General features: G+C 74.9%; 9 protein-coding genes and 2 pseudogenes. 8 read left to right on the forward strand and 3 right to left on the reverse strand.

Features of this window, described 5'->3' with window-relative positions; genetic code table 11:
- A pseudogene (locus tag NH602_RS20600) lies at nucleotides 1-310 on the forward strand (ROK family transcriptional regulator); the annotation flags it as partial.
- 14 nt (nucleotides 311-324) lie between these two features.
- Here the strand turns inward: NH602_RS20600 and NH602_RS20605 are convergent.
- A complete protein-coding gene (locus NH602_RS20605) occupies nucleotides 325-1,338 on the reverse strand; it encodes a LacI family DNA-binding transcriptional regulator (RefSeq protein ID WP_253068664.1) in 1,014 nt (337 codons plus the stop codon).
- 136 nt (nucleotides 1,339-1,474) lie between these two features.
- Between NH602_RS20605 and NH602_RS20610 the strand changes: the two genes are divergently transcribed.
- The 7 genes and pseudogenes from NH602_RS20610 (at nucleotide 1,475) to NH602_RS20635 (ending at nucleotide 10,024) form a co-directional block, all read left to right on the forward strand.
- Complete coding sequence (locus NH602_RS20610; protein ID WP_253068665.1) at nucleotides 1,475-2,794, forward strand: extracellular solute-binding protein; 1,320 nt, start codon at nucleotides 1,475-1,477, stop codon at nucleotides 2,792-2,794.
- Nucleotides 2,791-3,687: a carbohydrate ABC transporter permease gene (locus tag NH602_RS20615; protein ID WP_253068666.1), complete on the forward strand. Its 897-nt coding sequence runs from the start codon at nucleotides 2,791-2,793 to the stop codon at nucleotides 3,685-3,687. Before NH602_RS20610 ends, NH602_RS20615 begins: the two co-directional genes overlap by 4 nt.
- Before the next feature lie 5 nt (nucleotides 3,688-3,692).
- Entirely contained in the window at nucleotides 3,693-4,592 is a 900-nt protein-coding gene (locus NH602_RS20620) for a carbohydrate ABC transporter permease (RefSeq protein ID WP_256495306.1), read from the forward strand.
- A gap of 27 nt (nucleotides 4,593-4,619) precedes the next feature.
- Nucleotides 4,620-6,965: a glycoside hydrolase family 3 N-terminal domain-containing protein gene (locus NH602_RS20625; protein ID WP_253068668.1), complete on the forward strand. Its 2,346-nt coding sequence runs from the start codon at nucleotides 4,620-4,622 to the stop codon at nucleotides 6,963-6,965.
- Between the two features lie 323 nt (nucleotides 6,966-7,288).
- Nucleotides 7,289-9,103, forward strand: a complete 1,815-nt coding sequence (locus NH602_RS31995; protein ID WP_253068669.1) for a prolyl oligopeptidase family serine peptidase — start codon at nucleotides 7,289-7,291, stop codon at nucleotides 9,101-9,103.
- A 391-nt stretch (nucleotides 9,104-9,494) separates the two neighbouring features.
- Nucleotides 9,495-9,695: pseudogene (locus NH602_RS32265) on the forward strand (alpha/beta hydrolase); the annotation flags it as partial.
- 29 nt (nucleotides 9,696-9,724) lie between these two features.
- Nucleotides 9,725-10,024, forward strand: a complete 300-nt coding sequence (locus NH602_RS20635; protein ID WP_308292864.1) for an alpha/beta hydrolase — start codon at nucleotides 9,725-9,727, stop codon at nucleotides 10,022-10,024.
- 13 nt (nucleotides 10,025-10,037) lie between these two features.
- Here the strand turns inward: NH602_RS20635 and NH602_RS20640 are convergent, their stop codons facing one another.
- Together NH602_RS20640 and NH602_RS20645 are read right to left on the reverse strand one after the other, a co-directional pair.
- Nucleotides 10,038-11,594 carry a serine/threonine-protein kinase gene (locus NH602_RS20640; protein WP_179762030.1) on the reverse strand — a complete coding sequence of 519 codons (1,557 nt, stop codon included), beginning with the start codon at nucleotides 11,592-11,594 and terminating at the stop codon, nucleotides 10,038-10,040.
- A 139-nt stretch (nucleotides 11,595-11,733) separates the two neighbouring features.
- Nucleotides 11,734-12,333, reverse strand: a 600-nt coding sequence (locus NH602_RS20645) for a transglycosylase family protein (protein ID WP_253068670.1), incomplete at its 5' end; no start/stop codon positions are given.

A 12,333-nucleotide genomic window follows, 5' to 3' on the forward strand; every position in this document is an offset into this window, starting at 1 on the left:
GGCCGTCGAGACCCGACCCGAGGTGCAGCCCGACCCGAGCCGATCGGGCAGGCTGCTCGGGCGCGTCCTCGCCGGGTTCACCGCCCCCACCGACCCGGACCGCGTGGTGCTGGGCGGCCGGTTCGCCGCCGCCGGACCGGCGTTCGTCGCCGCCGTGACCGGCGAGCTGCACCGGCACGGCATCCCGGCGGACCGGGTCGTCCCGTCCGCGCTCGGCGCCGACGCGGCCCTGCGCGGCGCCGGACGGGCCGCGCTGGCCCCGGTGATCGCCGACCCGTGGGCCTGGATCACCGGCGACCCGGCGCCGTGACGCGACGGCGCGGCTCAGCCGCCGGGGACGGCCGTACTGGCACGGACGACGAGCTCGGTGGCCAGCTCCAGGCGGGCCGCGGCTCCGGTGACGTCGGCCCGCGGCTCGTCCAGTGCCAGCCGCACGGACTCCCCCGCCATCCGGGCCAGCGGCTGGCGCACCGTGGTGAGCGGGGGGCTCAGGTACTCGCAGACGGTGATGTCGTCGAACCCCACCACCGACAGGTCCTCCGGCACCCGCAGGCCACGACGGTCGGCCTCCTGGTACACCCCGACCGCCTGCATGTCCGACCCGGCGAAGACGGCGGTGGGCGGGTCGCGCAGGTCCAGCAGGGCCGCGGCCCCGGCCCGCCCGCCCCCGACGAGGAAGTCCCCGTGACGCACGAGCTCCTCGTGGGCCTCCACGCCCGCGCGCCGCAGCGCCGCCCGGTAGCCGTCCACCCGCTGCTGGCTGGAGCTCAGCCGTGGCGGCCCGGAGACGATGCCGATCCGCCGGTGCCCCAGCGCCACCAGGTGTTCGGTCGCGGCCAGCCCGCCGGCCCAGTTGGTCGCCCCGACCGTGGGGAACGAGGGCGGGGCGTCACCCACCGGGTCCAGCAGGACCACCGGCGCCTCGAGGGCGGCCAGCCGGTCGGAGGTCTCCGGGTCACGGTCGCCGACGACCACCACGACACCGTCGCTGCCCCGCCCGGCGATCCGGTCGAGCCAGGCCCGCGAGCCGGGGTCGTCGTAGCCGGTGGTGTTGAGCACGACCTGCCGGTCGGTGCGCCGGGCCTCGGCCTCGGCGCCCCGCAGCACCTCCATCGCCCAGAACGAGTCGAGGCGGTCGACGACCACGTCGACCAGCCCGGTCCGGCGTCGCGACGACCCGCCGCGACGGCGGTAGCCGCTCTCGGCCACGACCTGCTGCACCAGCTCGCGGGTGGACCGGGCGACGTCGGCCCGCCCGTTGAGGACCTTCGAGACGGTCGGGACCGAGACACCCGCCTGTTCGGCGACCTCGGCGATCGTCACACGGCTGCGTTTCACGCCCGCACCTTATCGAAAGTTTCAAAGATCGTCGTCGACACATCGCACCTTGACGGCCCCGTACGAGCGCTCTAACTTGCGTTCATCGCGTTCGCAAGTCTCGGAAACTTTCGATCGACTGCTCAAGGGAGAGCCCATGTCGACCTGGTCACGCGTCCGCCGGACCGTCCTCGCGGCGGCACTCGCCACCGGCCTCGCCGCCGTCGCCGCCTGCGGGGGTACCGCCGGTCCACAGGCCAGCGGCGGGGCCGGCCAACTCACCCTCTGGACCCTGCAGAACGAGGGGATCAACTCCGTCCAGCAGGCCGCCGTGGACCGCTTCAACGACACCGGTGGCCCGCAGATCGACCTGACCACCTACCTCAACGACCCCTACAAGTCCGCCCTGCAGACCGCCATCGGTTCCCCGAACGGACCGGACGTCTTCTACAACTGGGGCGGGGGCAACCTGAAGGGCTACGCCGACGCCGGGCAGGCCGCCGACCTGACCGCCGCGCTCGACGCCCGGCCGGAGGTGAAGCAGGCCTTCCTCCCGCAGGTGCTGGAGACCGGCACGATCGACGGCAAGGTCTACGGCATCCCCATGCAGGGCGTGCAGCCGCTGTCGTTCTTCTACAACAAGGACGTGTTCGCGCAGGCGGGCATCACCGAGTTCCCGACCACCTGGCAGGGCTTCCTCGACACCGTCGACCGGCTCAAGGCCGCCGGGGTGCAGCCGATCGCGCTCGCCGGGGCCCAGTCGTGGACCGAGATGATGTACCCGGAGTACCTGCTCGACCGGGTCGGCGGCTCGGAGAAGTTCCAGGCCATCGCCGACGGCAAGCCCGGCGCCTGGCGTGACCCGGCCGTGGTGCAGGCGATGACGATGGTCCAGGACCTGGTGGACCGCGGTGCGTTCGGCACCAACTTCACCGCCGTCGACTACGACAACCAGGCCTCGCAGGCGCTGCTGACGAGCGGTCGCGCGGCGATGGAGCTGATGGGGTCCTGGCAGGTCACCAGCCTCAACGACAACTTCCCCGACTTCCTGGAGCAGGGCAAGCTCGGCTGGGCGCCGTTCCCGGCCGTCGAGGGCGGCGCGGGCGACCCCAGCACCGTGATCGGCAACCCGTCGAACTACTACTCGGTCAGCGCGCGGTCGGCCGACGTCCCGGCGGCGACCGACTTCCTGCTCACGCAGATGACCGACCCGCAGTACGTGCAGGGCATGCTGGAGAAGGGGCAGGTCCCCGCCCTGACCGGGATCGAGCAGCAGGTCGCCTCGGCCGGGCCGTTCGCGGACTTCAACACCTACACCTACGACCAGACGAAGAACGCCGCGACGTTCGTCCAGTCCTGGGACCAGGCGCTGCCCGCCGCCGAGGCGCAGACCATGCTGACCAACCTCTCCAAGGTCTTCACCAAGGAGCTGACGCCGCAGCAGTTCGCCGAGGCGATGGACAGCGCAGGCCGATGAGCACCACGTCGGTGACCGGGTCGGGGCGGCCCGGGTTCGTCTGGGCCGCCCCCGCCCTGGCCTTCTTCGCGCTCTTCGCGCTGCTGCCGATGCTCGCCGTCGTCGTCCTCAGCTTCACCGCCTACGACGGCCTGTCCGCGCCGCGGTGGACCGGGCTCGACAACTGGGTCCGGCTCGGGTCGGACCCGCTGTTCACCGAGTCGCTGCAGCTGTCGTTCGTTCTGACCGGGGTCTCCTGGGTGGTGCAGACCGCCGTCGCGCTGCCGCTGGGGGTCTGGCTCGCCGGCCGCGGCCGGTCGCGGGCCGTGCTGGCGGCGCTGTTCTTCGTGCCACTGCTGATGTCCAGCGCCGCCATCGCGGTCCTGTGGGGCACCCTGTTCGACCCCAACTTCGGCCTGGCGTCGGTGCTCGGTCCGCTGGTCGGCATCGACGACGGCAACATCATCGGCAGCAACCGGTACGCCTTCGCCGCGGTGATCGCGGTGATCGCCTGGCAGTACATGCCGTTCCACACCCTGCTCTACCAGGCCGCGGCCCGGGCGATCCCGGCGCAGCTCTACGAAGCGGCCCTGATCGACGGTGCCGGACGCTGGCGGACCTTCGTCTCGATCACCGTCCCGCAGCTGCGGGACACGATCATCACCTCCGGCGTGCTGATCGTGGTCGGCTCGATGACGACGTTCGAGGTCGTGCTGATCCTGACCGGCGGCGGGCCCGGCACCGCCTCCCGGATCCTCCCGCTGCACATGTACCTGGAGGGGTTCCGCAGCTTCGACATGGGCTACGCGAGCGCGCTGGCCGTCGTGCTGCTGGTGCTGGGCACCACGCTCTCGCTGGTGATCGCCCGGGTGACCGGCTACCGCCGGATGACCAGCCAACGGGAGGGGATGTGAGCACGATGTCCGCCACCACCACCGGTCCCGCGCCCGGGCGGGACGCACCCCCCGCGCCTGCGGGCCCGCCGCGGCCGGGCCGGGTCCGCCGCGCCCGTCCGAACCTCGTGGGGGGCCTCGGGGCGGGCGTCTGGTTCGTCGTGGTCGCCGTCCCGCTGTACTTCCTGCTCGTCACCAGTTTCCGGGCGTCGTCGGACTATCTCTCCGACGGTCCGCTCGCGGTGCCGTCGGGCCTGACGACCGACAACTACCTCGAGGTGCTCTCCTCGAACTTCCCGCGCTACTTCCTCAACAACGTCCTGGTCGCGGCGGCCTGCGTCGCGATCGTGCTCGTCCTGGCCCTGCCCGCGGCGTACGCGATCGTCCGCAGCCGCAGCCGCTGGGTCGTCCGCGGCTTCACCGTCCTGCTGCTCGGGCTCGCCGTGCCCGCCCAGGCCGTGATCGTCCCGCTGTACCTGATGGTCACCCAGCTGCGGCTCTACGACACCCTGCTCGCGATCATCCTGCCGACGGCGGCGTTCGCCCTGCCGCTCGCCGTGGTCGTGCTGTCCTCGAGCCTGCGCGACATCCCGGGCGAGCTGTTCGAGGCCGCGGTGCTCGACGGGGCGGGCCCCGGACGGGTGCTGGTGTCGCTCGTGCTGCCGCTGGCCCGCCCCGGGCTCGCGACGATCGGCATCTTCACCGCGTTGCAGGCGTGGAACGGGTTCCTGTTCCCGCTGGTCCTGACCCAGGACGCCTCGGTGCGCGTGCTGACGCTGGGGCTGTGGGACTTCCAGGGCCAGTACGGCACGAACGTCCCGCTCATCACCGCCGCGGTGCTGCTCTCGCTGCTGCCGTTGCTCGTCGTCTACCTGCTCGGGCGCCGCTTCCTGCTCGCCGGCCTCACCGCCGGCGCCGGCCGCTGAGCCCCTCCCGTCCTGTGAAAGGCCCTCATGAGCACGGATCTGTCCCCGTCCACGACCACCGGTTCCGACCCGCGACCCGCCGCCCTGCTCGCCAGGATGACCCTGGAGGAGAAGCTCGCCCAGCTCGTCGGGCTGTGGGAGGGGCGTGACCACGCCGCCGACACCGACACCGACGGCGACGTCGCGCCGATGCAGGACTCGATGCAGTCCGGCCACGCGGGCTTCGACTCCTTCGCCCGCGACGGCCTCGGCCAGCTCACCCGGGTGTTCGGCACCGCCCCGGTGGAGCCCGCCGACGGCCTGACCCACCTCGCCGACCGGCAGCGCAGGCTGGGCGCCGCGACCCGGCTGCGGATCCCGGCGCTGGTGCACGAGGAGTGCCTGACCGGGCTCGCCGCCTGGCGGGCGACGACGTTCCCGGCGCCACCGAGCTGGGGCGCGGCGTTCGACCCGGGCCTCGTCGAGGAGATGGCGGCCGCGATCGGGACGACGATGGCCGGTCTCGGGGTGCACCAGGGCCTCGCCCCGGTGCTCGACGTCGTCCGCGACGCCCGCTGGGGCCGTGTCGAGGAGTGCATCGGGGAGGACCCCTACCTCGTCGGCACGATCGGCACGGCCTATGTGCGCGGGCTGCAGTCCGCCGGGGTCGTCGCGACGCTGAAGCACTTCGTCGGGTACTCCGCCTCGCAGTCCGGGCGCAACCTCGCCCCGGTGCACGCCGGGCCCCGTGAACTCGCCGACGTGCTGCTGCCGCCGTTCGAGATGGCGGTGCTCGACGGCGGTGCCGGCTCGGTCATGAACTCCTACGCCGAGGTCGACGGGCTCCCCGTGGCGGCCGACGCCGGACTGCTCACCGGGGTGCTGCGTGACCGGTGGGGATTCACGGGCACCGTGGTCGCCGACTACTTCTCCATCGCCTTCCTGCACACCCTGCACGGGACCGCGGGCGACCTCGGTGCCGCCGCCGAGCAGGCCCTGGTCGCGGGGATCGACGTGGAGCTGCCCACCGGCACCGCGTACCTGGAGCCGCTGGCCGAGCGGGTCCGCTCGGGCGGGCTGCCCGAGCACGTCGTCGACCGGGCCGTGCTGCGGGTGCTGGAGCAGAAGGCCCACCTCGGGCTGCTCGACGACGGCGCCGCGGCCGGCGCCGCGGACCAGGCCACCGCACGCGCCGCGGCGCCGGTGGACCTGGACCCGCCGGAGCACCGGGCGATCGCCGCGCGGCTGGCGGAGCAGTCGGTCGTGCTGCTGCACGACGACGGCGCCCTGCCGCTCGCGCCCGGCACCCGCCGGATCGCCGTCCTCGGCCCGAACGCCGACGACCCGGCCGCGCTGATGGGCTGCTACAGCTTCGCCAACCACGTGCTGCCCCAGCACCCGGGCACGGAGCTCGGCCTGGACGTGCCGACCGTGCTCGAGGCCCTCCGGCACGAGCGGCCGGGCGCCGAGCTGGTCCACGTGCGGGGGTGCGACGTCGACACGTCCGACCGGTCGGGCTTCGACGCGGCGGTGCGGGCCGCGGCGGGCTCCGACCTGGCCGTCGTCGTGGCCGGTGACCGCGCCGGGCTGTTCGGCCGTGGCACCTCCGGCGAGGGCTGCGACACCGACACCCTGGAGCTGCCCGGGGTGCAGCGGGAGTTCGTCGAGGCCGTGCTGGACGGCGGCACACCGGTGGTGCTCGTGCTGCTGACCGGCCGTCCCTACGTGCTGGACTGGGCGCTGGCCCGGTGCGCGGCCGTGGTGCAGGCGTTCTTCCCCGGGCAGGAGGGCGCGGGCGCGGTGGCCGGTGTGCTGTCGGGACGGATCAACCCGTCCGGGCGGCTCCCGGTGAGCCTGCCCCGCTCGGCGGGGGCACAGCCGTACTCCTACCTGCACCCCCGGCTCGGCGCGGCGAGCCCGGTGACCGCGATCGACACCGCACCGGTACGGCCGTTCGGGTTCGGGCTGAGCTACACCCGGTTCAGCCACTCCGACCTGCGGATCGACCGGGCACGGGTACCCACCGACGGAGCATTCACCGTGACCTGCCGGGTCCGCAACGACGGTGACCGCGCGGGTGCCGACGTCGTCCAGCTCTACGGCACCGACACCGTCGCCTCGGTCACCCGGCCACAGCGCGCGCTGCTCGGGTATGCACGGGTCCCGCTCGAGCCCGGCGCCGCCGCCGACGTCGTGTTCGACGTGCCGGCCCGCCGGCTCGCGCTGCACGACCGCAGGATGTGCCACGTCGTCGAGCCGGGCGCCGTCGAGCTGTTCGTCGGTACCTCCTGCACCGACCCGGTGCTGCACGGCGCCGTCGAGCTGGTCGGCCCGGTGCACGAGGTCCGGGTCACCGACCGGCGGATCGTCGACGTCCGGGTCGTCCCCTGCTGATCGCGACGGTTGTCACCCCCCGGAAACGTGTCGGGTCTTGCGGCGGGACCACGATCCACGTGAGGTGGTCCCATGTGCGGCGTCGTGGGCGGGATCCGGATCGACGGCCACACCTCTGATGCGGGGCCGGTCCCGGACGCCGGGGCCACGCCGCCCGGCCGGTATCTTCTCGTTCCGGCCGGGCACCGGGGGCCGGGGCGCCACCCCGCCGGGGGCGTGCACCGGTGTCCCGTGCCCGCGTCCGCGGTCCGCAGCGGCACGAACGGGGGTGGTGACGGGTGAGGTCCGTGCGGGAGGGCACACCCGCCCCGGACACGGCGTCCGTGTCCTCCGCCGGGGCCGAACCCGGGCACCACTCGCCCGCGGTGTCCCCCGACGGCACCCGCATCGCCTGGATCTCCGACCGCACCGGGCGCCCGCGGGTGCACGTCGCGGCGCTGCCGGCGGACGGACCGGTCGACCCGGACGGGGCGCGGGTACTGGAGGCCCCCGGCCCGCACGCCGACGTGACCGCGCTGTCCTGGTCCCCCGACGGCAGCCGGATCGCGGTGCAGGTCGCCCCGTGCGGCGGCGACCGCACCCGGGTGGCGCTGCTGGATCCCGACGGCGGGCCCGCCGTCGGGATCGCGACCCACGCCACCGCCGTCGTGCTGGGCGCGTGGGCACCGAGCGGGCGGTCGCTGGGCGTCACCGTGCTGTCCGACGCGACCCCGCGCGGCGCCGAACCGGGCGACGGCACCGCCTGCCTGGTCGACGTGCGCGACGGCTCCTCCACCGTGCTCGGGTCCGGGCAGTCGGCCGTCGTCCAGGCGGTGTCGGCCGACGGACGACGGGTCGTGCTGCGCACCGGCCGCCGCGGGGAGCGCGCCCTGGAGCTGGTCGACCTGCACCGCGGCACGCGGGACCGGGTGATCGGCGGGCCCGGCGGGGCGCTCACCGCGGCCGCCCGTTTCGGCAGCGCCCCCGGCACGCTCTGGGTGCACACCGACGCCGACCGCGAGCACACCGCGCTGCTCGCCGTCGCGCTCGGCCCCGCGGGCGAGCACCGCCTGTCCCCCGCCCGCCCGGTCGCCGTCCGGCCCGGCGCCGACCTGGAGGTCGTGGCGCTGGACCCGGGTGGTCCGCGGGCCGCGCTGGTGTGGAACGTCGGGGGGCGCAGCCAGATCGAGATCGCCGACCTGCGTGGCGGCAGGCCGGAGCGGCTGCCCGCGCCGTGCGACGTCGTCACCGGGGTGGCCTTCGCCCGCGACGGCGTGTCACTGCTGGTGGCGGGGCACGCGCCGGGGGTGGCGCCGTACGTGGTGCGGATGCCGCTCGACGCGCGCCCGGCCACACCGCTGCTCGGCGGCACCCCGGTGACGCCGCGGCCCCCGCGCCCGGAGGCGGTCGGCTTCCCGGCCGAGGACGGGCTGCGGCTGGCCGGATGGCTGCACCGGCCGCCGTCGCCGACGGGGGTGGGGTTCGTGTGGCTGCACGGCGGGCCCGAGTCCGAGGAGCGGCCCGGCTGGGCGCCGCTGCTGCACGGCCTGGTCGCCGCCGGGGTCACCGTGCTCACGCCGAACGTACGCGGGTCGTCCGGTCGCGGGCGGGCCTTCGCCCGGCTCGACGACGGCCCGCTGCGGCCGGGCTCGATCGCCGACGTGCGGGCCGCGACCCGGCTGCTGGCGGGGGTGCCCGACGTCGACCCGCGCCGGATCGTCGTCGGCGGCCGGTCCTACGGCGGGTTCCTCACCCTGGCCGCGCTGACCCGGTTCCCGGAGCTGTTCGCGGCCGGCGTCGACGTGTGCGGCATGTCCGACATGACCGCCTTCTACGCCGACTCCGAGCCGTGGATCAGCGGGCCCGCGACCACCGAGTACGGACACCCGCACCGGGACCGCGCGCTGCTGGAGGAGCTGTCCCCGCTGCGCGCTGCGGACCGCATCGCCGCACCGCTGCTGGTCGTGCACGGCGAGCACGACACGAACGTCCCGCTGGCGCAGGCACTCGCGATCCACGCTGCACTGGCCGCGCGTGGTGCGCCGGTGGAGCTGCTGCGCATCCCCGACGAGGGCCACGAGGTGCACGACCGGCACACCCGGGCCGCGGCGAACGCCCGCATCGTGGAGTTCGTGACCGCGACGGTGGCCCGTGGCTGACCGGGCGCCCCGGCCCGGGTGGGCGGTCGCGGTGCGGGCGCTGGTCGGGATCGTGGCCGTGGTCGTCGTGGTGGGGATCGTCGTCGTCGCGGGCCCGGTGCTGCTCGCCGGGCACCCGGCCTACCCGGTGCTGCTCGCCGTCGTCGCCCTGGTGGGGCTGGTCCTGGTGGTGCGCTCGGGGCGCCCGGCGCGGCCCGGACGGCTGCGGACGACCGGGCGGGCCGCCGGTGCGGTGCTGCTGGTCGCGCTGGTCGCCGCCGTGCTGTGGCTGCGTCCCTACGCGGCCGACGAGACCGCGCTCGCCGCGACCACGCCGTCGGACCGGGTCGCGGTGGTGCACACCGCGACGACGTGGGAGCTGCGCCCGACCGCGCCGTCCGGCCGGGGCCTGGTGTTCGTCCCCGGGGCGCTGGTCGACCCGCGGGCCTACCTGGCGCTGCTGCGCCCGCTGGCCGAGCAGGGGGTGCGCGTGATCGTGACCGCCCCGCCGCTGGGCGTCGCGCCGGCCGACCCGGGAGCCGTCGGCCGGGCGGTCGGCTCGGCGCCCGAGGTCCGCACCTGGGCGGTCGGCGGGCACTCCCTCGGCGGCGTGGCGGCCGCGCGGGCACTGGACGTCCCGGGGTGCGTGGGCTGGTGCTGTGGGCGTCCTACCCGGCCGCCGACGTGTCGGGGGCGCCGATCGCGGCCCTGTCGGTGTTCGGCTCCCGCGACGCGCTGGCCACGCCGGACGCGATCGCGGACTCCTGGGCGCAGCTGCCCGCGGGGACCCGCTTCGTCGTCGTCGACGGAGGGGTGCACGCCTACTTCGGCGACTACGGCCCGCAGACCGGCGACGGCGAGGCCGGCGTGGACCGGGCGACCGCACAACGGCAGATCGTCGCCGCGACCACGGACGTCGTGACGTCGCTGCGCCCCGGCTGACCGGTCGGGACGGTCAGGCCGTGCTGAACGACTGCAGGATCTCCTGCCCCTCGCTGTCGGTGCCGACGACGAACCGGTAGTTCTCCCGGGTCGTCGTGCCGTCGTTGCGCATGAACACGACGGTCGCGGTGACCGTGTTCGGGCCGGCGTTGCGCAGGTTCTCGGCGTAGACGTTCCGCACGGTGCTGTAGAAGGTCCGGAAACCCTGGATGCCCTGGCTCTGGGCCTGCGCCTGCGGGCTGAGCATCGCGAACGCGCCGTCGATGTCGCCGGGCAGCATCCGGTAGTAGTTCTGCACGAACGACACCGGGTCCTGCACCTGCCCGGTGCCGGTGGTCGGTGTCGGCGTCGCGGTGGTCGTCGGCGCGGGAGTGGTCGTCGGGGCCGCGCTCGGCGTCGGCGACCCGCTCGTCGGCGGGGCGGCGATCACCGGTGGGGCGTCCTGCTGCCGGCTGGTCGAGTAGACGCCGAACGCGACACCGCCACCGACGACGAGCAGCACCGCCACCGCGCCCAGCACGACCGGGGTGCGACGCCCCCGCCCGTCCCGGGAACGGGTGGCACCGCCCCGTCGGCCAGCACGGCCGCCGGGACCGGGGATGACCTGCGGTGCGGGCACGGCCGGCGCGTCGACCACGGTCCCGCCGCCCTGCGCCTCGAGCCCGTCGGGCGCGCCCGCGCCGTCGCCGGTGTCCATCACCGCGGTCGCCGTCGACGGCGTCGCGAGACCGGCGACGGACTGGCCCGCGGCGATCCGGGCGAGCGCCTCGCGGGCCTGGGCGGAGCTGGGTCGCTCGGTGGGGTCGTTGGCGAGCAGGCGCATCAGCAGCGCGGTCAGCGGGCCCGCATCCTGCGGCGGGGTGATCGCGCCGGTGGCGACCTTGTGCAGGAGGGCGTAGGCGTTGTCGTCGAGGCCGAACGGTGGCTCGCCCTCGACCGAGGCGTAGAGCATCGCGCCGAGCGCGAAGACGTCCGAGGCGGCCGTCGGTTCCTGGCCTCGGGCGACCTCCGGGGCCAGGAAGGCCGGGGTGCCGGCGATGACGCCGGTACGGGTGAGCTGCACGTCGTCGACGGCGCGGGACACGCCGAAATCGGTGATCTTGGCCCGGCCGTCCTCGGCGATCAGGACGTTGCCCGGCTTGATGTCCCGGTGCACGACGCCCGCGGTGTGCGCGGCGGCCAGCCCGTCGGCGACCTGACGGCCGATCGCGGCGGCCTCCCGCGGCGGGATCGGACCCTTCTCGGCGAGCACCGCGGCCAGCGAGCGCGACGGCAGGTACTCCATGACCAGCCACGGACGGTCGTCGTGGACGACGACGTCGAACATGCTGATCACGTGCGCGTGCTGCAGGCGGGCGCCGATCCGGCCCTCGCGCAGGATCCGCTGGCGGGACTCCTCCAGCTGCTCGTCGGACGGCAGGGCCGCCGCGAGCAGTTCCTTGACGGCCACCGTGCGGTTCAGCAGCTCGTCCGTCCCCCGCCACACGGCACCCATCGCACCGGCACCGATCCGCTCGTCGAGCCGGTAGCGGTTCCCGATCCGGTGGGCGTCGGGGGTGGGCGAACTCATGAGGTCCAAGGGTAGGGAATCGAGGCCGGGCCGCCGTCGGCAGGGCAGGTGCTGCGAACGGCCGGGAGAGGGACCACGGACCCTACGCGACCACCGGTCGCGCAGCCAGCGACCGTACGCCACACCACAGGACCACCGATCACCTCGGAAGGCCCAACTTGTTGGCACATGCCGGCCACGATCCGTAACCGCCGCGGGCGTCGCGGACCTTGGTCGCGATCTCGATCTGCTGCTCCTTCGTGGCTCCGTCGGCAGTGGGGGCGTACGTCGTGCCGCCGAAGTCGCTCCAGGTGCCCTTGTCGAACTGCAGACCACCGTGGTAGCCGTTCCCGGTCGAGATGGACCAGTCGCCGGAGGACTCGCACTGCGCCAGCTCATCCCAGGTGCCGTCGGCCGCCTTCGCCGACGACGACGGCGCCGGCTCCTTCTTCGTCTCCGGCTTCGGGGCGGGGGCCGCGGGGGCCGGGGCGTCGGCGTCTCCCCCGCCGCTCCCGTTCCCGCGGTCCTCGTCTCCCCCGTCGCCCTTGTCGCCCTTGTCGCCGCGGCCCTCGTCGCCGCCGGAACCGCGGAAGTCGCGGTCCTCCGGCTCCGATCCCGAGGCCGGGCCGTCGCCGGCGCTGCCGCCGGAGGGGTGGCCGGAACCGCCGGAGCCCGACGGGGAGCCGCTGCCGGAGCCGTCGTCGCCCCCGCCCCCGTCGCCACCGGTGCCGCCGTCGCCGCCGGAGCCATGGCCGTCGCC

The organism is Pseudonocardia sp. McavD-2-B, assembly GCF_024124365.1.
GTDB lineage: Bacteria > Actinomycetota > Actinomycetes > Mycobacteriales > Pseudonocardiaceae > Pseudonocardia > Pseudonocardia alni.

Excerpts from the sequence above, each read along its gene's own strand:
- NH602_RS20610 (WP_253068665.1), top strand. The coding sequence starts at position 1,475 with ATGTCGACCTGGTCACGCGTCCGCCGGACCGTCCTCGCGGCGGCACTC.
- NH602_RS20615 (WP_253068666.1), top strand. The coding sequence starts at position 2,791 with ATGAGCACCACGTCGGTGACCGGGTCGGGGCGGCCCGGGTTCGTCTGG.
- NH602_RS20620 (WP_256495306.1), top strand. The coding sequence starts at position 3,693 with ATGTCCGCCACCACCACCGGTCCCGCGCCCGGGCGGGACGCACCCCCC.
- NH602_RS20625 (WP_253068668.1), top strand. The coding sequence starts at position 4,620 with ATGAGCACGGATCTGTCCCCGTCCACGACCACCGGTTCCGACCCGCGA.
- NH602_RS20640 (WP_179762030.1), bottom strand. The coding sequence starts at position 11,594 with ATGAGTTCGCCCACCCCCGACGCCCACCGGATCGGGAACCGCTACCGG.